The organism is Rhodococcus sp. WAY2, from assembly GCF_009859915.1.
GTDB classification, from domain to species: domain Bacteria; phylum Actinomycetota; class Actinomycetes; order Mycobacteriales; family Mycobacteriaceae; genus Rhodococcus_F; species Rhodococcus_F oxybenzonivorans.
Genome location: NZ_CP046572.1, coordinates 3727105 through 3744758 on the forward strand (window position 1 = coordinate 3727105; position 17654 = coordinate 3744758).

Annotated in this window: 19 protein-coding genes; 9 read left to right on the top strand and 10 right to left on the bottom strand. The window is 66.6% G+C overall.

The window, feature by feature from the left end; translation table 11 throughout:
- Positions 1–59: 59 nt before the first annotated feature.
- Positions 60–977 carry an NADP-dependent oxidoreductase gene (locus GFS60_RS17095; RefSeq protein ID WP_159922968.1) on the bottom strand — a complete coding sequence of 306 codons (918 nt, stop codon included), beginning with the start codon at positions 975–977 and terminating at the stop codon, positions 60–62.
- A gap of 105 nt (positions 978–1082) precedes the next feature.
- On the opposite strand from GFS60_RS17095, the gene GFS60_RS17100 reads away from it, so the two are divergent.
- Complete coding sequence (locus tag GFS60_RS17100) at positions 1083–1484, top strand: winged helix-turn-helix transcriptional regulator (protein ID WP_159922970.1); 402 nt, start codon at positions 1083–1085, stop codon at positions 1482–1484.
- A 36-nt stretch (positions 1485–1520) separates the two neighbouring features.
- Here the strand turns inward: GFS60_RS17100 and GFS60_RS17105 are convergent, their stop codons facing one another.
- Positions 1521–1760, bottom strand: coding sequence for a DUF6400 family protein (locus tag GFS60_RS17105; RefSeq protein WP_159922972.1), 240 nt, complete (start codon positions 1758–1760; stop codon positions 1521–1523).
- Between the two features lie 231 nt (positions 1761–1991).
- Between GFS60_RS17105 and GFS60_RS17110 the strand changes: the two genes are divergently transcribed.
- Complete coding sequence (locus GFS60_RS17110) at positions 1992–4202, top strand: acyltransferase family protein (protein ID WP_159922974.1); 2211 nt, start codon at positions 1992–1994, stop codon at positions 4200–4202.
- Positions 4203–4213: 11 nt separating this feature from the next.
- Here GFS60_RS17110 and GFS60_RS17115 read toward each other — a convergent pair whose 3' ends face one another.
- Both GFS60_RS17115 and GFS60_RS17120 read right to left on the bottom strand, forming a co-directional pair.
- A complete protein-coding gene (locus GFS60_RS17115) occupies positions 4214–5923 on the bottom strand; it encodes a cutinase family protein (RefSeq protein ID WP_159922976.1) in 1710 nt (569 codons plus the stop codon).
- A 94-nt stretch (positions 5924–6017) separates the two neighbouring features.
- Complete coding sequence (locus tag GFS60_RS17120) at positions 6018–6419, bottom strand: hypothetical protein (protein WP_159922978.1); 402 nt, start codon at positions 6417–6419, stop codon at positions 6018–6020.
- A gap of 170 nt (positions 6420–6589) precedes the next feature.
- Here GFS60_RS17120 and GFS60_RS17125 point away from each other — a divergent pair, with 170 nt between their 5' ends.
- From GFS60_RS17125 to vapB, 5 genes are all read left to right on the top strand, one after another.
- Positions 6590–7786 carry a sensor histidine kinase gene (locus GFS60_RS17125; RefSeq protein ID WP_236603179.1) on the top strand — a complete coding sequence of 399 codons (1197 nt, stop codon included), beginning with the start codon at positions 6590–6592 and terminating at the stop codon, positions 7784–7786.
- Positions 7783–8457 carry a response regulator transcription factor gene (locus tag GFS60_RS17130; protein ID WP_236603180.1) on the top strand — a complete coding sequence of 225 codons (675 nt, stop codon included), beginning with the start codon at positions 7783–7785 and terminating at the stop codon, positions 8455–8457. The genes GFS60_RS17125 and GFS60_RS17130 overlap by 4 nt, the downstream gene beginning before the upstream one ends.
- A gap of 188 nt (positions 8458–8645) precedes the next feature.
- Positions 8646–8840, top strand: coding sequence for a hypothetical protein (locus GFS60_RS17135; protein ID WP_159922980.1), 195 nt, complete (start codon positions 8646–8648; stop codon positions 8838–8840).
- Between the two features lie 212 nt (positions 8841–9052).
- Positions 9053–9181 (top strand): hypothetical protein, encoded by a 129-nt coding sequence (locus GFS60_RS39945; RefSeq protein ID WP_268962516.1) that lies wholly within the window; start codon positions 9053–9055, stop codon positions 9179–9181.
- 187 nt (positions 9182–9368) lie between these two features.
- Positions 9369–9590, top strand: a complete 222-nt coding sequence (gene vapB, locus GFS60_RS17140; RefSeq protein ID WP_159922982.1) for a type II toxin-antitoxin system VapB family antitoxin — start codon at positions 9369–9371, stop codon at positions 9588–9590.
- Positions 9591–9605: 15 nt separating this feature from the next.
- Here the strand turns inward: vapB and GFS60_RS17145 are convergent, their stop codons facing one another.
- Both GFS60_RS17145 and GFS60_RS17150 read right to left on the bottom strand, forming a co-directional pair.
- A complete protein-coding gene (locus GFS60_RS17145) occupies positions 9606–10337 on the bottom strand; it encodes an RES family NAD+ phosphorylase (protein WP_442972164.1) in 732 nt (243 codons plus the stop codon).
- Positions 10337–10984, bottom strand: coding sequence for a hypothetical protein (locus tag GFS60_RS17150; protein ID WP_159922984.1), 648 nt, complete (start codon positions 10982–10984; stop codon positions 10337–10339). The genes GFS60_RS17145 and GFS60_RS17150 overlap by 1 nt, the downstream gene beginning before the upstream one ends.
- A 549-nt stretch (positions 10985–11533) precedes the next feature.
- On the opposite strand from GFS60_RS17150, the gene GFS60_RS17155 reads away from it, so the two are divergent.
- Positions 11534–12010: an Lrp/AsnC family transcriptional regulator gene (locus GFS60_RS17155; protein ID WP_159922986.1), complete on the top strand. Its 477-nt coding sequence runs from the start codon at positions 11534–11536 to the stop codon at positions 12008–12010.
- Positions 12011–12238: 228 nt separating this feature from the next.
- Positions 12239–13354: a GAF domain-containing protein gene (locus GFS60_RS17160; protein WP_442972203.1), complete on the top strand. Its 1116-nt coding sequence runs from the start codon at positions 12239–12241 to the stop codon at positions 13352–13354.
- Here the strand turns inward: GFS60_RS17160 and GFS60_RS17165 are convergent.
- The 4 genes from GFS60_RS17165 to GFS60_RS17180 all read right to left on the bottom strand — a co-directional run bounded on the left by GFS60_RS17165 (position 13333) and on the right by GFS60_RS17180 (position 17653).
- Positions 13333–13593 carry a DUF3263 domain-containing protein gene (locus GFS60_RS17165; protein ID WP_109334512.1) on the bottom strand — a complete coding sequence of 87 codons (261 nt, stop codon included), beginning with the start codon at positions 13591–13593 and terminating at the stop codon, positions 13333–13335. The genes GFS60_RS17160 and GFS60_RS17165 overlap by 22 nt on opposite strands.
- Positions 13586–14608, bottom strand: a complete 1023-nt coding sequence (lipA, locus tag GFS60_RS17170) for a lipoyl synthase (protein WP_159922990.1) — start codon at positions 14606–14608, stop codon at positions 13586–13588. Before lipA ends, GFS60_RS17165 begins: the two co-directional genes overlap by 8 nt.
- Before the next feature lie 63 nt (positions 14609–14671).
- Complete coding sequence (lpdA, locus tag GFS60_RS17175; RefSeq protein ID WP_159922992.1) at positions 14672–16081, bottom strand: dihydrolipoyl dehydrogenase; 1410 nt, start codon at positions 16079–16081, stop codon at positions 14672–14674.
- A 9-nt stretch (positions 16082–16090) separates the two neighbouring features.
- Entirely contained in the window at positions 16091–17653 is a 1563-nt protein-coding gene (locus tag GFS60_RS17180) for a 2-oxo acid dehydrogenase subunit E2 (RefSeq protein ID WP_159922994.1), read from the bottom strand.
- Position 17654: the final 1 nt, after the last annotated feature.

Here is a 17654-nt window from a genome sequence, read left to right on the forward strand (position 1 = left end):
TGCCTCCTCTCGACGAGATGTCGCAGTCCATCATCGGCGATGTGAAGGGGGTTCGGGAATCAGCGTTCGAAGGTGAGCACCCAGCGTCCACGCGAGCCGCCCGCATCGAGGGCCGCCAACGCCTCATTCGCCTTCTCGAGCGGATAAGTTCCGGCGATCCGTACCGCGAGCGGGGCGCTCTCGCTTCCCGTACGTGCGACAGAGCTGAGCAGTTTCTCGAGCCTGGCTCCGTCGTGGTGGACCATCACGGCCTGAACGCCGACGCCGCGCACGGCCCCGGGCTTTGCCGGCGGCACGACGCCCACATAGGTTCCGCCGTCGACCACCGCGGAAACCGCCGCGTCTCCGAGTACCGCGGTATCGAACACGGCGTCGAACCGGGTCGGCGGAATTTCGCCGAGAACCTGTACCGCACCCGCGGACCGCAGAAAGTCGGTGTCGGTGGGGCGGCCGAGTGCGCTGACCGTCCATCCCCTCTCGACCGCGAGCGGGACGGCGAATCCGCCCACTCCACCGGCCGCGCCGGTCACCAGCAGCGTTCTGCTCGCGGGGTCACCGAGGAGATCGAGTGCCTGATCTGCGGTCAACAGGTTGAGGGGCAGCGTTGCCGCCCCGGCGAAATTCAGGCCATCCGGAATGCGGGCCACCGCAGTGGCCGGAACGACGACATAGTCCGCGAAGGCGCGGAGCGGCGCATCCAACCGGTCGTGCAGGGCGACGACCCTCGTGCCGACGGCGGGTCCCACCACGCCATCACCCAGCGCGTCCACGATCCCGGCCGCATCCCAGCCCAGGCCCGCGCCGTCGGGCTGATCTATCCATCCGAGCCGGTGATAGATGCCTTGCCTGGTCTGAGAGTCCACCGGATTGACCGCCGCCGCGCGGAGTTCGATTCGGACTTCCCCGGGTCCCGCCTCCGGCACTGCCACCTCGATGGTCTTCACGTCCTCGGCCCCGGTTGTCACGATTGCTCGCATGGTGCTCCCCTTCGGTAGTCGCTGTTGCCGGTTCAGAATCGCCTGACTACTCTCCGTTGGGAAGTAGGCACCTGAAAGTGCGCAACGAAGCAAAAGGGGCGCCCGATGGCGACGACAACCGCAGGACAAGCGCGACATGCGGCAAAGCGAGAGTATGACGTGTATCTGGCGAACTGCCCGAGTCGTCAGCTCCTCGACCGCATCAGCGACAAGTGGGTGTCGCTCATCCTCGTCGCGCTGGGTGAGGGTTCGCGAAGGTACTCCGAACTGGCGCGCGAACTCGCCGGGGTCAGTCAGAAGATGCTGACCCAGACGCTTCGAGCGCTCGAACGGGACGGTCTCGTCGCACGCGAAGTGACTGCGGCGGTGCCCGTCCGCGTCGACTACGAGCTCACCGAACTCGGTAGGTCGCTACTGCCGATCCTCAGAGCGGTCAAACAGTGGGCGGAACACAACATGGACGACGTGACCACGGCTCGCGAGAGGTACGACGGCCGCGCGCAGTAGTCGCGACCTACTGCTGCGACGGGGGAATAAGACGGCTCACTCGGTGACGCGGCCTACCGTCCGATCCGGGAGCACACCCGCCGCCACGAGTTCGTCGTAGATGCGCTGCTGCTCGGCGTCGAGACCCGAATACAGCAGGTCGTAGGCGCGTTCCTCTTCCGCGAGGACGGCGACAGGGTCCCAGTCGTCCCCGATCGCCTCGAGCACTGCGGTACGCCGTCGTGCTTCGTCGAGCGTGAGATCGAGCGCGAATGACAGTTCGGAATGGCCGCTCATCGGATCACCTTCGTTTTCGCAGTCGATATCGAAGGGCACAGGGTTACTCGAGCAGGTCCAAGATCACAATGACCTGGATCACGATCGGGACGATCGCCCACTCGGTGACGTCGAGCGCGGACATGCTGCAGGCCGACGCGGCGTGGCTGTCGGGTACCCTGCCGCATCGTTGGCAATATGACGGGTGCCACACGAATCCGGGGCTGGCTTCGGGAGAGGACCGATGGTCGAGTGAATATCGTCGAGACTCCGGAACGGCGGCGCGGAGCCGGTCGTCATCGCCCCGATCGTGGAGCGCCGGAGCGTCCAGACAATCGGCGAGCACCCGGCACCGGGTTCCGCACCGACATCGAAGGCTTGCGGGCCGTCGCAGTGCTGGCAGTCCTGTTGTTCCACGCGGGCGTTCCCGGCCTCGACGGCGGATTCGTGGGCGTCGACGTGTTCTTCGTCGTCTCCGGCTTCCTCATCACCGGGCTGCTGTGGCGGGACGTGACCGCCACCGGAAATGTGCGGCTCGCCCGGTTCTACGCGGCGCGGGCCAGGCGGCTGCTGCCCGCCGGTGTCACCGTGCTGGTGGTCACCGCGGTCGGTGCGGCCATGCTCCTGCCACCGCTGCAGGCCCGGGCTGTTCTGGGTGACGGGATAGCCAGCGCGCTCTACGTCGGCAACTACCGGCTCGCCCTTCAGGGCACCGACTACCTGTCCGCCGATACACCTCCGTCGCCGTTTCAGCATTATTGGTCACTCGGCGTGGAAGAACAGTTCTACCTGCTGTGGCCTGCGCTGATCATCGGCACGGTCTGGCTGGTCCGGCGCGCGCGAAGGCGTGCCGACGGCGATGCTGCACCCTCCGTGTGGCCGTTTCTGTTCGGTCTCGCACTCGTGACGGCCGTGTCGTTCGCGATTTCGATGGCCTGGACGAGCACGCTGCCACCGTGGGCGTACTTCTCCCTGCCCTCGCGAGCGTGGGAATTGGCCGCCGGCGGACTGGTCGCGTTGTCCGTCCCGTTGTGGCGCCGTTTGCCGGCGCTTCCCGCTGCCGTCGCCGGGTGGGCGGGACTGGTCCTGATTCTTCTGGGCTGTTTCGCGCTGGACGAGACGACGCCCTACCCCGGGACCGCCGCACTGCTGCCCGTGCTCGGCACGGTGCTGGTGATCGGCGCCGGCTGCGCCGAACCCCGACTGGGCGCAGGCCGCGGCCTCTCGCTTGCCCCGATGCGGGCGATAGGACGGGTGTCGTACTCCTGGTACCTCTGGCACTGGCCCGTGCTGCTGCTCTTGCCGCCCCTGCTCGGCCATTCCCTGAGCCTCTTCGACCGGCTCGCGGCGGTCGCGCTGTCGGGCGGCCTCGCAGTCCTCACGCTGCGACTCATCGAGAACCCCGCACGGTTCGCTGCTCCACTGCGTCGGTCGGACACGCGCAGCCTGGCTCTCGGCGGCGCCGTCACCGTGCTCGCCGTCTGTGCGGCGCTCGTACTGCTGGTATTGCGACCTATTCCGGTGGGTCAGGGTGCTGCGGCGGAGGCGCTCACGGTCACCGCGCCGGAGGTCACTGCGGTCCCCACCGTCGACCCGCACGACGCGGCGGTGCAGCAAGTGACCGCACAGGTGGCGGCCGCGGTCGCGCACTCGGCCGAGTTGCGCGCCGTCCCGTCCAATCTGACCCCGCCGCTCGCCGACGCCCCGGCCGACAAGCCGGCGGTTTTCAACAACGGCTGCGTGCGCTCCTGGCTCGAGGTCGGCCTGGAGGACTGCGTGTCGGGTGATCCTGCCTCGACCACCACGGTGGCCCTCGTCGGTGACTCGCATGCCGCGATGTGGCACCCGGCGTTCGAGCCGGTCGCCGAGCAGCGGCACTGGCGGCTCACGACGATGGGCAAGGTCACCTGTCCCTTGATGGAGCTGCCCATCACCAGTCCTTATCTCGGCCGGGCGTACTCCGAGTGCGAGCAGTGGCGCGGCGAGGTGACCGCCCGGTTACAGGCCGAGCGTCCGCAGTTGATTGTGGTGAGCATGTCCCGGCGGTACGGCGGCGACTTCGGATTCACCACCTACGACCAGGCCTGGATCGATGGCGTGACCCGCATGGTGGCGCAATTGCGGTCCACCGGCGCGGCCGTTCTCGTTCTCGGGCCCATCCCCGATCCGCGCTCCACTGTGCCGACCTGCCTGTCCGGCCATCTCGACGACGCCACGGCCTGCTCGCCGCCGCACGGTGCCGCGGTGAACTCCGCCGGTATCGCGGCCGAGGCGGCGGCGACCGCGGCCGGCGGGGGTCAGTACGCCGACCTCACCTCACTCTTCTGCACCCCCGACCGCTGTCCGGTGATCGTCGGCAACGACCTGGTGTACCGCGACGACAACCATCTGACGCTCGGGCACGCCCAGAACCTTGCTCCCGTCGTCGGTGCCCTCGCCGACCGCGCTCTCGCCCGGCGCTGAGCGGTAGTTTCCTACTGCACCGGCGACGGTGGGACGGTCGTGGTGGTCGGGATCGTCGTCGTTTCCGGTTCGGCCACCTCTACCGTCGTCGGGACCTCTTGCTGGGTGGGCGGGGTGCCGGTGGCTGCCACCGCGGCGGACGGTGACGGCTCCTCCGAGAACGCGGCCGACGTGTCGGGCGCGACCACTGCCGCCGTGGGTGCCAGGGGAGCGGCGGTGGGGACGGTCGACGATGTCGTCGTCGGCACGGTGGACGAATCAGTCGAAGACAGAAGCTCTTTCGTCGCGGTGGATGTCATCGAGGTAGTCGACGCGGTGTCGCTGGGGTCCGCTGTCGAGGCGGACGATGCGACGAGAGCGGTCGCGGACGCGGCGGTGGTGGCCGGCTGTCCCTTCTCTGCTTCCCGGGCCAGATGAGTCAGCCAGGCGGCGGCGTATTGCGAAGAGGTCAACGGCTTTCCGCCCGCGGGGTCGGCGTCGCGCCAATAGTCGAAGTGATGACCTGTTCCCGGACCGAGGGTCTGCTGATAGGGATCGCTCATCACTACGGCGACGGTGTTCTCGTTGTCCGCGATGAATCCGATGATCTCGTTGCGAACCTTGGCAGGCAGGTAGACCAGATCGATTGACTGGTTCGGCGAGAGCGGTCCGGCGGGTGTATTCGACTGTGCCACTGGGGTACCGGGCTTGTAGGCGGGGTCCGACACCTTGATGAGAACGTCGAGGAACGTCTCGTCCGACTGCATCCAGTTCTCCTGCGACTGGATGTCGGCAAACGCGGCGAGGGCGATCTGTCCGAGGACCGTCGCCATGTCCTGTGCTGTCGCGATGGTCAGCCCTTCGCGTTCGAGCGCATCGACGTTCAGTTGTCTGCCCACGTTGACGGCGAGCTGCAGCAGGGCGATGTTGTCCGGCGCGGAGCAGGTCAGATCTCCTTCCGAACAGAAGGACGCCACTTTGCCGTCCAGTGCGCCGAATCCGCCGGATGTGCCCGGGAGGGCGCCCCGCCCCGGAGCGCTGTTGCCGCCGGATTGGTAGGCGAGATCGAATCCGTCGGGATTGCGGAATTCGTTCTCGGCGCCGGGGAAGGGGCCCCCGCCGACTTCACGTCCGGCATCCGCCAGGATCACCACGCCGACCACGGATGCCGGGTCGACGATGTCGTAGCCGTCCTCGCCGACTTCCTGGTTGCCGACTTCCATCGCGACCCGGCGCGCCACATCGGCGCCCTCGCTGTAGCCGACGATGGCGAACTTCGTGTCCGGGCAGGAGGCGGCGATCGTGCGCATCACGGTTTCGGTGTTGTCGACACCGACATTCACCGCGTCCTCATACGACGACATGTTCGCCGGATAGTCGATGTAGACGGCGGCGTAGGAACCCTCGCCGACGGCCTGACCGGGTGCGTTGACCACCGGATCGACCCAGTCGCTGCTGTACTCGCTGGACAGAGCCGCCGGGAGAGGCGTGCCGTCGGGCGCCACCAGCATCTGGTGCGTGCCCGCGTGCGGCGCGTCGTTGCGCCCGGCCACTGCGATGCTCACCATGTCGTAACAGGCGGTCGAGGCTGCAGCAGTCAGGGCCGTGGCCGTCGTCGTCGGCGCCCCGGGGTTCGACCAGGGGGCGGCAAGCAGCGCGGCAAGTCCCAGCACGCCAGGCGCCAGCAGCCCCGACGCCATCCGGCGTCGGTGTGCCGCACGTGTCGTTACGCCATGTTTCATGGTCAACCTCATTCGGTCCGGCCCCGACCAATGACAATGCGTTACCAGGCACGTCGGAATCCGACACCGATGCGTTACACAGCCGACGTCCGGGCTAGCAGGGCGCAGGCACCCGGTGTCGAGTTGTAAGCGGACCGGCGAGACGGCCCGTCGAGTGAGCGTCGATCATCCGCTGCTCGCCTCGTTGAGCGAAACGTAGTGACGGGGACACGGCGGCACCCGCGTCGAGGAGAGCGCGAAGCGCCGGTTGTTCGGCGGCCAAGTGGAACCACTCGTCCTCCAGCGGAGTGCCGTCCTCGAGAGCCTGATCGAGTTTCGCGGCGAGGTGATTGCTCCATCGATGCTGCAATGCAAGGAGGAGATTGTCCGCACGCCCGAAAAGCCGTAGCGCGTCTGGACTTCCGCTGGCCTCCAGGGCTGCGTGCACGTCGAACTGTGCTACCGACAGCACATCCTCCAGCACCGCCCGCCGTTCGTGGAAATTCCTCCAGGACATTTCGCCACCTCCGTCGAATCTTGTGATGCGGGAAACGCTACGGGGATGTGGAGGCGATTTCGCCGTGCCAGGGTCGCGATTACTTCTCCTACTACGGGCGGAGAAACGGCTCCGCTCTCGGAACGATGTTCCGGGGAACCTCACCCGGCTACGCTGGTGAGGTGCAGGTCATGGAGTACTTCCGCCGCCGCATGACGATGAGTGAGTACGACTACCCGCCCGGTGTCCCGATCTTCGGGCATGTCGCCATCGTTGCCGTGGCCGGTGTCGCCGTCGCGCAGCGAGATGCGTTTGTGCCCCCCGGATGGGCGTTGCCGGTCGCGCTGGTGGCCGCGGGAACATCGTTGGCAGGAGATCTGGTGAGACCTGGATCCATGATTCCGCGGCCTCTCCTGGCGGTCGTGGTCACCGCAGCGACGGCACTGCTGTTGGTGCAACAAGTGATCGGTCAGTTCGACGTGGCCCCGTTCATTCTCGTGTTCATGGTCGGCGAAGTCGCGGCGACGGCGAAGCTGGCCGTCAGCCTTGCCACCGCGGCGGGTGCCGTCGCGGTGCTGTCCGGATTCGCCGTCGCCGACCGGCTGGGTGACGTGCCCTGGTACATCGCCGGTGTCGCGGTGGGGTGGATCATCGGACATCTGCTGCAGACCCAGCTCCGCCTCCTTCACCAGGAGCGCGCATCCCATGTCATCCAGACCGAGCAGGCCGCCACTCGCGAACGCCAACGCATCGCCCGGGAAATACACGACGTGGTGGCCCACTCGTTGAGTATCACCATGCTCCATCTCACCGGGGCCCGCCGCGCCCTCGAAGAGGATCGCGACGTCGACGACGCGGTGGAGGCCCTCGCCGACGCCGAGCGCCTGGGCCGTCAGGCAATGGCAGACATCCGGCGCACGGTCGGGCTGCTCGAGGTGAAACCGGCCGGAACCCGGCCCGAACCCGCCATCGGTGACATCCCGAATCTGATCGACGACTTCCGCCGCGCAGGACTCGAAGTTTCTCTCGAGATGCGAGGGGACCCGGGCGCGGTGAGCAGCGCGACCGGTCTCGGTCTCTATCGGATATCGCAGGAGTCCCTGGCCAACATCATCAAACATGCGCCGGGCGCCGGCGCCGAGGTGACACTTTCGATCGCGCCGGAGTCGATCACGCTGGTGGTGCGCAATCCGACCGCTGCTCCCGCAGCGTTACCCATGGACTCGAGTGGTTCGGGGGTGCGTGGAATGCGCGAGCGCGCCGAACTCCTCGGTGGCACGTTGCAGGCCGGCCCGGATGATCAGGGGTGGTCGGTGCGCGCCGAGATTCCCCTCCCCACCGACTCCTGCCCGCTGTCGCTCCGGTGTCGTACCCCGGAGCAGTCGTGACCGCCCCCGAGATCAAGGTGTTGCTCGTCGACGACCAAGAATTGGTGCGCTCGGGGCTCCGGCGGATCCTGCGACGCAAGGACGGTTTCGTCATCGTTGCCGAATGCGCCGACGGCTCGGAAGTGCCCGACGCCGTGGCTCGCCACGCACCCGACGTCGTGCTGATGGACCTACGCATGAAGGGCGTAGACGGGATTACGGCCACCCGTGAGCTCCAGGCCGGTGATCGACCCCCGCCGGTATTGGTTCTCACCACCTTCGACGACGACGAACTGCTGTCCGGCTCACTGCGCGCAGGCGCCGCCGGTTTCCTTCTCAAAGATTCACCCGCCGAGGAATTGATTCGTGCCGTACGAACGGTCGCGGAGGGAGGATCCTGCCTCGATCCGGCGGTGACCGGCCGGGTGCTGACCACCTATCGCACCGCCGCCCAGCCGCCCAACGGCGCGGGTCGCAGCGTCGACGAGCTGACGGCGCGGGAACTCGATGTGCTCGCGCTCATCGGCCGGGGATACAGCAACAGTGAGATCGGCCGCGCGCTGGGCATCTCGGGAGTAACCGTGAAGAGCCACATCGGGCACATCTTCGTCAAACTCGATCTTCGTGACCGCGCCGCTGCCATCGTCTACGCATTTGACCACGGCATCGTCACGCCCGGCCACGCAACTTGACCGATGTCCAGTTGTGCCGGTCGAGGGCGCTCGGCTCTGTTGGGCGCGATCACAAGTGGCATTCGTCTTTTTGATGATGTACAACTAACGCCATGACCGAATGTGATCCAGCGCACACTTAACCGTGACCGCGGAAAACGTCTACTTCCACGTCATTGCAGTCGACCCGATCCGGAAAGGACCCCGGCGTGCACACCACCCACAACACCCCGCTTCCTGACGAGTCGACGACCTCACTGGTGCGCTCGGGCGCTTCGATAGCGCTCGGGGCGGCGGCAGCAGCAGCGGCACCCGCCGTGGTAGTGACCGGGTCCGCGCTTCTGGCTGGTGTCGCAGCAGTCGCGACGCTTGCCTGCGTCGCCGCCGCATCGGTAATGATCTGACCTTTCTTCCACCATCAACATCGCATCGACAGGACACCTACATTCGTGAGCCTTCCCGTTTCAGGATCAACGACCCATGCACGCTCATCCCGCCGGGCGGGGTCGATCAGTACCGAGGAAATCAAGATGCGTATCGAGGCGATGTTCGCCGGTGAACGCTCCGAGCCCCGACCACTCCGGGGTGATCACACCGCACCGGAGAGGATGGCGGTATGACCAACGTGGCACTGCTACTGGGCCTGTTGGCTAGCGCAATCGGCGGCCGCACGGTACTCCAGCGCATCCTCACCAAGCCCAGCTCGCGCCGGGCACCCGGTGCACTGTTCTACCCGAACGGGTGACGTCGACCGCCGCGTTGTAAGCGTCCAACGGGGGCTGGAGCATCGTGCAATCCCCGCGGACGAGGAGTTGCATCGTCACTGTTCGTGCGCGGTGTCACGCTGGCGTTGGCGGAGCTGGGGTTGATTGCTGGCGGTTGCGCACTCGTCGAGGACCGCGAAGATATCGCGTGGTATCGAGGAGGCTGTCATGCCCGACGTTTTGATCCGCAACTTTCCCGCCGAGGATCTGGCGCTGCTCGACCAGCACGCTGCCCGTCTCGGGATCTCGCGAACTGAATTCCTGCGCCGTCAGCTGCAGCAGGAGGCGCGTCGCACCGCCACCTCGGTGTCGACCGCCGACCTGATGCGGTTCTCGCAGGACTTCCCCGACCTGAACGACGACGAGGTCATGCGCGGCGCCTGGTCATGAGTGGCTCCACGTGGCTCATCGACAAGTCTGCGATGGTGCGCCTGGGCACCAGCCCGGACGCCGAACAGTGGGCCAAGCTGTAGCTGGAGATCCCCGTGCGCGACAGTCAGACCACTTGGTATCCCAATTCCACTGCCGCGCTGTCGATACGGCGTTGAGTCCAACGTGGGACAGTGGCAGTGAGAGCGCTGGGTTGGTGGGGAAGGCGTCCGCGGCGCGCTCGAACAGCGCCACGCACAGCTCACCGGCGAATCTGCCGCGGTACGCGATCCCGTCGAGGTTCGGGTAGGCGCGGTGGATCGTCCTGGCCCACGCCTGGGATTGGGAGTGCGGGCCGGAGTCGAGAGAGTGATTGCATCCGAGCCGGGTCGGCCAGGTGCCGCCGGAGAACCCTCCGAGATCGAGCAGGGTGAGTGGGCGGTCGAGGGTCAGTGCTGAGAGATACGGGGTGCCATGGAATCGGTCGATCACTCGGGTTTCCTGGAAGACCTCGGCGAGGGCGCCGCGCGGGCTACTGGCTCCGTACCAGATTCCGTACTTGGGGTGGTCGGCTCGCGGCCGTGGGTGATGGTCGAAGCGCAGCAGTGGCCCGTGTGTGCGGAAACCGTGCCACGGCAACACGTGCGTGCCGTGGGTGGGGTGGAGACGCCAGAGACGGCGGGTGGTGGCCGCGATGGTGACCAGTTCGTCGTCGCGTATCCCCTGATCGCGCATGTCCGCGATCGAGGGTGGGGTGGTCGTGGCCACTAGCCGAGGCTCGTCGCGCGTTCGACGACCTCGAGGACGTTAGGCAGGTCGTGCTCTGCCGCGGCGGAGGTGAGGAACTCGACGACCGATGCGGGGTGACCGTCGACGGTGAGGTCAACGCGGGGCAGGGTCAGCACCGCGTTGACGGTGAGGGGGTGCAGATCGGCGGGGAGTTGGGGCAGGATCTGGTCTAGGTACGGCACCATCCCGGTGTCGGTAAATTGCACCTTCGGGTATAGGCGTCCTCGTCGATCGACGTCGTCGAGGGCCCAGAGTTTGTGTTCGATCGAGGTGAGTTGGCGGACCCGGGGCGCCTTCACCTTCAGCAGGTCGGCGACCTCGGCGGCGGTGAGCGCGGTGCGACGGAGGTCGCTCATGGTCTGTGCCCGTCCCAGTGCGACGGAGAAGCTGGCTCGTTCGCCGTCGTCGGTGAAGCCGGCTTCGTCGAGTAGGTCGGCGTCGTGACGCGAGAGCGCGCCTTGCGGTTGCAGGGCACCCAGGGACGCGAGGTAGCCAAGTGCCGTGGCGACCGTTGCTCTGTCGATCGGGTGTCCGATGGTGCGGGTCAAGGCGTCCTCGAACGACAGCGCGCCAGCGGCGTACTGCTCTGCGGCAACGCGGGCCTGACGATCGTCTGCGACAGCCACACATAATCCCCTAACGCTCACTAACAGTGTAATTCAGTGTTGATTCTTGGCTACGGGAGGCCCGGAACTGACATGGCCCGTTGCGATCCACCACGATCGGGACACCGGGACCAGGCAAGACCCGGACGGAGAACCGGCACGGAGCATCAGCGGTGGCGAAGACGCTGTCGTGGCATCTGTACCCATCCGGGACGGTGATCCCGCTGTTCGTCGCACCCGCGCTCGCAGTCGAGTCCCGCGCGAGGTCCTCGGACACCGTAAGAGACGCGCATTCGCGCGGCCTGGCCCGGCGACCGGCTGAGTGGCCGAGGTTTGCTCACCTCTGCCCGACCGCGGCACCACCAATGGTCGCCGATCAGCGTCGGCAGAAACAGGTCGCGTCGCTGTGGTCGGTGCCATCACGGCCCGAGCCGTGGCGGCAACGGTGGGATTCAGTGCCGTTGTGTCGGTGCACCACCGTGGTGCGATGAGCCGTTTGCGCAAGATTGCTGACAAAAATCAAGCAGTATGCGCAGCATGGTTGAGTCGCCTGGTGGCATACTCCGCTACATGACGAGACTCGATCGGACCGACGCCCGCCTGCTCCTTGCGCTCTGCGACGTCCCGCGCGCGACCGGCGTGCAGTTGGCGTCTTTGTTGGGCATGGCGCGTAATACTGTGCAGGCGCGGATGTCCCGCTGGGACGAGCAGAAGGTACTGGCGCCGGTCGACCGGTGCGTGGCGCCCCGGGATCTCGGCTATCCCTTGCAGGCCTTCGTCACTGCGGTGGTCGATCAGCATCGTCTCGAGGAGGTCATCGACCACCTCAGAGACATAGCCGAGGTCACCGAGGTCGTCGGCATCTCCGGGGCTGCGGATCTCCACATCGGCGTAGTCGCCGTCGATGCCGATGATCTGTACCGGGTAGCTGGGCTCATTCTGGCCGTCCCTGGGATCGAACGTACGACGGTGTCGGTCGCGATGCGCGACGCCATTCCCTACCGAACCCGTCCGCTGCTCGAACGTATCGCCGGGGAGGCTGGGTAAGCGCCGACGAGGCGATCCTCACCGGCCTGGAATCGGCGGGTGCGAAGCCGCTTTCAAGGAATGGCCTCCCCGAATCGTGCCATTGACGTGAGCTCCGACCGCCCGTGTCCCGGCTCACAACACGACGGTAAGCTCGGTGTCGTGAGTGCAACCAGTTCGACGCCTGAACGGCTCCTGGCTGTCGGTTCGGGTGTGAATCTCTCCCGGCACGCACAAGTGTTGAGCGAGGTGCACGACGCGGTACTGTCCGGGCAGAAGCCGCCCATGCCTCCGCGTGAGGTCGTCGCCCGGTCGTGGTCGCGACTTCAGGCCGAGGGTGTCAGCCCCGCCCGGTGTGAAGATGTCGTATTCGCGGACTGCTCCGAACTCGAATCTCGCCGTACCCGAACTGCCCTCCGTTCGGTTCTTCCGGAGCTCCGCAGCACGTTGACCGAGGTGGCCGACGATGCGAAGTTCATCGTGGTGATCGCGGACACCGATGGGGTGGTGCTGTGGCGAGACGGTTCCCGCGCCGTGCGCAAGGCCGCTGATGCGCTCGGCTTCATGGAGGGTGCACGCTGGTCCGAGGACTTGGTCGGTACCAATTCCGTCGGCACCGCACTGGTCGAAGGGGCTCCGGTGCAATTATTTTCGGCCGAGCACTATGCGCGGTCGCACTCCGGTTGGTCGTGTACCGGGTCGCCGGTCCACGATCCGCGGACGGGTGAGGTGCTCGGCGTGGTCGATATCAGCGGGTCGGCGATGTCGGTTCATCCGGCCACCATGGCGCTCGTGCGGACTGCGGTGCGCTTGGCCGAGTCGACGTTGTGGCGGGAGCACACCGTCCAACTCGACAAGCTCCGTGCGCAAGCGGCGCCGGTGCTCGCCGCTGCCGGTGGACCCGCACTCGTCGTGGACCGGCACGGCTGGGTTGTGGAAGCCGGCGGAATCGCTGTACCTGAACGGTTGGCGCCTCCGTGCGCCGAAAAGCCGCTACTCGTGCCGGGTCTGGGATGGTGCGTGCCGGAGCCGCTCGGGGCGGGGTGGTTGGTACGTCGCCGAGAGGATCGGGCAGACATCGACCTCGAGCTCGACCTCGGTGCGTCGCCCCGCGCGACGGTGCGCGGAGATGTGAACTGGACCCGGGCCTTGTCGCCGAGACACGCTCAGATTCTGCGTGTCCTCGCGGACGCAGGGCCCGGCGGTACTGACGCCGCCGCGATGAGCGAGGCGCTGTTCGGCGACCGTGACCACGTCGTCGCCGTCCGCGCCGAGATCTCTCGTATCCGAAAAAGTCTGGGCCCGATATTGATTGCTCAGCCGTACCGGTTCGCAGATAATGTTCAGGTTCGGATGTTCGGCTGAGCTGTGGTGCGCACGGCCTGAATACGTGTGTCGACGAAGCTGCGTAGGTCCGCGCGGAGTTGGGGGTCGAGGTGCCAGCCGGCGGGACCGTCGAGAATTTCTCCGAGCCTGGCGATGTAGCCGGCGGGTGTCATCCCGAATTCGACGAGGAGATCACCGGTGTTCCCACCCCCGTAAGGTAGCCAGCGGCGGGCGAACTCGAGGATCCGCGAGTCTTCGATGATGGAACGGTTACTCATGGGCGAGGCTCCTGACGGGGGTGTGGTTGGCTGCGAGATGAAGGAGTCGGTCCGCAATTTCGCGGCGGTGGTGGGCCATCGCCTGCGCGTAGAGTCGGCTGGCCCGGTAGGAGGAGCGGACCAGTGGTCCGGCCATGACGCCGGCGAAGCCGATTTCTTCGGCGGTGGTGGAGTGCGCCACGAATTCCTCGGGCTTGACCCACCGCTCGACGGGGTGATGCCGCGGCGAGGGACGCAGGTATTGGGTGATGGTGATGATGTCGCAGCCGGCGTCGTGCAGGTCGTGCAACGCCTGGGTGACCTCGTCGGGGGTTTCGCCCGTTCCCAGGATCAGGTTCGACTTGGTGACGAGTCCGTCTTCGCGGGCGGCGGTGATCACGTCGAGGCTGCGCTGGTAGCGGAACGCGGGACGGATGCGCTTGAAGATGCGGGGGACGGTTTCGACGTTGTGGGCGAGGACCTCGGGGCGGGTGGCGAACACCTCGGCGAGTTGCTCGGGGTTGGCGTTGAAATCCGGGATCAGCAGTTCGACGCCGGTGCCGGGGTTGAGCTGGTGGATCAGCCGCACGGTTTCGGCGTAGAGCCAGGCGCCGCCGTCGGGGAGGTCGTCGCGGGCGACACCGGTGATGGTCGAGTAGCGCAGGCCCATGGCCTGGACGGACTCGGCGACGCGGCGGGGTTCGTCGCGGTCGAGGTCGTCGGGTTTGCCGGTGTCGATCTGGCAGAAGTCGCAGCGGCGGGTGCATTGCTGCCCGCCGATGAGGAAGGTGGCCTCGCGGTCTTCCCAGCATTCGTAGATGTTGGGGCAGCCGGCTTCTTCGCAGACGGTGTGCAGGCCCTCGCGTTTGACGAGGCTTTTGAGCTCGGAGTATTCCGGGCCCATCTTCGCTCTCGTCTTGATCCAGTTCGGCTTGCGTTCGATCGGGGTCTCCGCATTTCGGATTTCCAGTCGAAGGAGTTTGCGGCCGGGCGGGGCCTGCGCGGCGTCGGTCGGAGTTCGTGGTGTGTCAGTCACGTGTCGATTCCTGGGTGGTGGTTCCCGCCGAACCGCGGGGCAACCGCGGTTCGGCGGGGGTTGCTACATGTTGATCGGGCGACCCAGCGCAGCCAGTACCGATTCGTGCATGGCCTCGGACAGCGTCGGGTGCGCGAAGATCACTTCCGCGAGGTCGTCACCGGTGGCCTCCAGCGATCGGGCGATGCCGAAGCCCTGGATCTGTTCGGTGACATCAGGACCGACCATGTGCGCGCCGATGAGCTCGCCGCTGTCGGCGTCGAAGATCGTCTTGACGAACCCGTCGGCCTCGCCGATGGCGAGCGCCTTGCCGGACGCCTGCAGATCGAACTGCCCGATTTGCAAACGACGACCGGTGCCGCGCGCCTGGTCCTCGGTGAGCCCGAGGCTGGCCACCTGCGGCCGCGCGTACGTGCAGCCCGGCACGTAGTCCTTGTCCAACGGGATCACGTGCTCGGCACCCGCCAGCTTGTCGACACACAGCACACCTTCGTGGCTGGCCTTGTGCGCCAGACACGGACCGCCCGCGACATCACCGATCGCGTAGACCCCGAAAGCGGTGGTGCGGCACCACTGGTCGGTGGTGACGAAGCTCCGGTCCACCTCCACTCCGATGTCCTCCAGCCCGAGGTCCTCGACGTTCCCCTGGATTCCGGCGGCGACGAGAACCCGGTCGACGGTAACTTCTTCCACCGTGCCGTCTGGCGACGTCACAGTTACCGCGACCGAATTCGTTCCGACCGTCAGGTCGGACACCGCGGCGCCGGTGCGGATCGTGATACCTCGCTTCTCGAACTGCCGTCGCACGTGTGCGGCGACGGCGGCGTCCTCGACGGGCATGATCTGCGGTGCCACTTCGACAATGGTCACCTCGCTGCCGAGGTCCCGGTAGAGGCTCGCGAACTCGACACCGATGGCACCGGATCCGATGACCAGCAACGACTTCGGGAGTTCCGCCGGGACGAGGGCATCGAAGTAGGTCCAGACCCGTTCGCCGTCAGGGGTCACTCCGGGAATCGACCGCGGGCGCGCACCGGTCGCCAGGATGATGTGATCGGCCCGGTACTCGGTGGCCGGCACCGACTCGTCCTTCCCGGAACTGACGCCGACGACGCCCTTGTCGATCAGCTTGGCGGTGCCGGTGATGACGTCGACGCCGTTCTTCTTCATCAGGTAGCCGATGCCATCGGACAACCGGCCTGATACCCCACGGCTGAACTCGACGAGCTGCGTGATGTCGAATTCGATTCCGCTAGCGGTGAATCCGAGCGGCTGCAGGTTCGCCAGGGTGTGTGCGACGTCGGCGCCGTGAAGCAGGGCCTTGGTGGGAATGCACCCCCAGTTGAGGCAGATGCCGCCGAGTCGGTCCCGTTCGATCACCGCGGTGCGGAGTCCGTGTTGAGCGGCGCGGATGGCGGCGACGTAGCCGCCGGGACCGCTACCGATTACCAGGACGTCGTATTTGTCAGTCATCGTTGCTCCCTAGACCAGCATCAATGCCGGCGACTCGACAAAGCGCTGCAGCTCCTGCAGGAACGTCGCGCCGAGAGCGCCGTCGATCACCCGGTGGTCGCAGGACAGGGTGACGGTGAGCATTGTGCGGGTCACTATCTGACCGTCGACGACGACCGGGCGCTGCTGTCCGGCACCGACCGCGAGAATGGCGCCCTGCGGAGGGTTGATGATCGCGTCGAATTCGCGCACACCGAACATCCCGAGGTTGGAGACGGTGAACGTTCCGCCCTGGAACTCGTCGGGGCTCAGCTTCCCGGCCTTGGCCTTCGTCACCAAAGAGTGCACTTCTCCGGAGATTTCCGCGAGTGTCTTGCTCTCTGCGCCCCGGACGATCGGCGTGATCAGGCCCGACGGGAGGGCGACGGCCACCGAGATATCCGCGCTCGCGTACCGCAGCACCGACTGCGCCGCTTCGTCGAACTGCACGTTGACATCGGGCACCTTGCGCAGCGCCGCCGCGCACGCTTTGACGACGAAGTCGTTGACCGACAACTTGACCGCGGGAACGGTCGCGTTGATCTGTGTGCGCAGTGCAAGGAGGTTGTCGATCTGCAGGTCGGCGGTGAGCCGGAAGTGCGGGGCGTTGCGCTTCGACTCCTGCAGTCGCCGACCGATCGCCTTGCGCATCGCGGTGAACGGAATCGTCTCGTATCCGGGTGCAACCTGCGCGGTGTCCTCGCCGGCGAGGGGTGTGATTACCGGGTCCGGCAGCAACCGGAACTTCCGCTCGGCTTCCCGGATGTCCGCTTCACAGACCCGGCCGCGGGATCCGGTTGCCCGGCAATCATGCAGATTGATGCCGAGGGTTCTCGCCAGGCGCCGAGCCACCGGTGTGGCGTCGATCGTGCTGTCGTCCTGGGTGGAGCGGCCGGGCACACCCGAACGCGCCGGAGTGGGTGCTTGCGCGACGGTGCCGCCCGCCGCACGGATCGCGTCCTGAACGTCCTGGACGGAGATCCGGCCTTCTCGACCACTACCTGCGACGAGTCCCAGGTTTATCGTCAGCTCGTCTGCCAACCTGTGCGCGTGCGGGGTGGCGAACACGTCATCCTCGGTCCGACCCCGCAGCGACTGCGGAACGGTCGTCGTCCCGCCTGCAGTTGCTCCGGTGTTCGTGCCGGCAGCCGGCGCAGATTCCTGTGCCGCGGGTGCGGACGGGGTGCGCTTGACATCCGGCTCGGCAGGTGTGGGCTGCCCGCCCGGGGACCGCTCGGACTCGGTGGGCACCGGTACCTGATCTGCCCCGATACTGGTCAGGACTTTCTCGATCTCCGCATCGGACACGGCGGCCTCTGCCGATACCGCCAGCACCGCACCGACCGGCAACGTCTCACCCGGCTTGGCGACCACCCGCCTCAGCACGCCGTCGAACGGCGCCTCCAATTCGTTGGTGATCTTGCTGGTCTCGATCTCGCAGAGCAGGTCGCCCTTCGCGAAGGAGGTTCCCTCCTCGATCAGCCACTCCGTCACGGTGCCCTCGTCCATGGACAGGCCCCATTTGGGAACTTCGATCAGTTTGATGTCACTCATG

What these genes read in the sequence shown, in the direction of transcription:
- GFS60_RS17100 (WP_159922970.1), top strand. Translation starts at nt 1,083, where the DNA reads ATGGCGACGACAACCGCAGGACAAGCGCGACATGCGGCAAAGCGAGAG.
- GFS60_RS17095 (WP_159922968.1), bottom strand. Translation starts at nt 977, where the DNA reads ATGCGAGCAATCGTGACAACCGGGGCCGAGGACGTGAAGACCATCGAG.
- GFS60_RS17165 (WP_109334512.1), bottom strand. Translation starts at nt 13,593, where the DNA reads ATGAGTAACCGTTCCATCATCGAAGACTCGCGGATCCTCGAGTTCGCC.
- GFS60_RS17105 (WP_159922972.1), bottom strand. Translation starts at nt 1,760, where the DNA reads ATGAGCGGCCATTCCGAACTGTCATTCGCGCTCGATCTCACGCTCGAC.
- vapB (WP_159922982.1), top strand. Translation starts at nt 9,369, where the DNA reads ATGCCCGACGTTTTGATCCGCAACTTTCCCGCCGAGGATCTGGCGCTG.
- GFS60_RS17155 (WP_159922986.1), top strand. Translation starts at nt 11,534, where the DNA reads ATGACGAGACTCGATCGGACCGACGCCCGCCTGCTCCTTGCGCTCTGC.
- GFS60_RS17180 (WP_159922994.1), bottom strand. Translation starts at nt 17,653, where the DNA reads ATGAGTGACATCAAACTGATCGAAGTTCCCAAATGGGGCCTGTCCATG.
- lpdA (WP_159922992.1), bottom strand. Translation starts at nt 16,081, where the DNA reads ATGACTGACAAATACGACGTCCTGGTAATCGGTAGCGGTCCCGGCGGC.
- GFS60_RS17115 (WP_159922976.1), bottom strand. Translation starts at nt 5,923, where the DNA reads ATGAAACATGGCGTAACGACACGTGCGGCACACCGACGCCGGATGGCG.
- GFS60_RS17125 (WP_236603179.1), top strand. Translation starts at nt 6,590, where the DNA reads ATGGAGTACTTCCGCCGCCGCATGACGATGAGTGAGTACGACTACCCG.
- GFS60_RS17120 (WP_159922978.1), bottom strand. Translation starts at nt 6,419, where the DNA reads ATGTCCTGGAGGAATTTCCACGAACGGCGGGCGGTGCTGGAGGATGTG.
- GFS60_RS39945 (WP_268962516.1), top strand. Translation starts at nt 9,053, where the DNA reads ATGACCAACGTGGCACTGCTACTGGGCCTGTTGGCTAGCGCAATCGGC.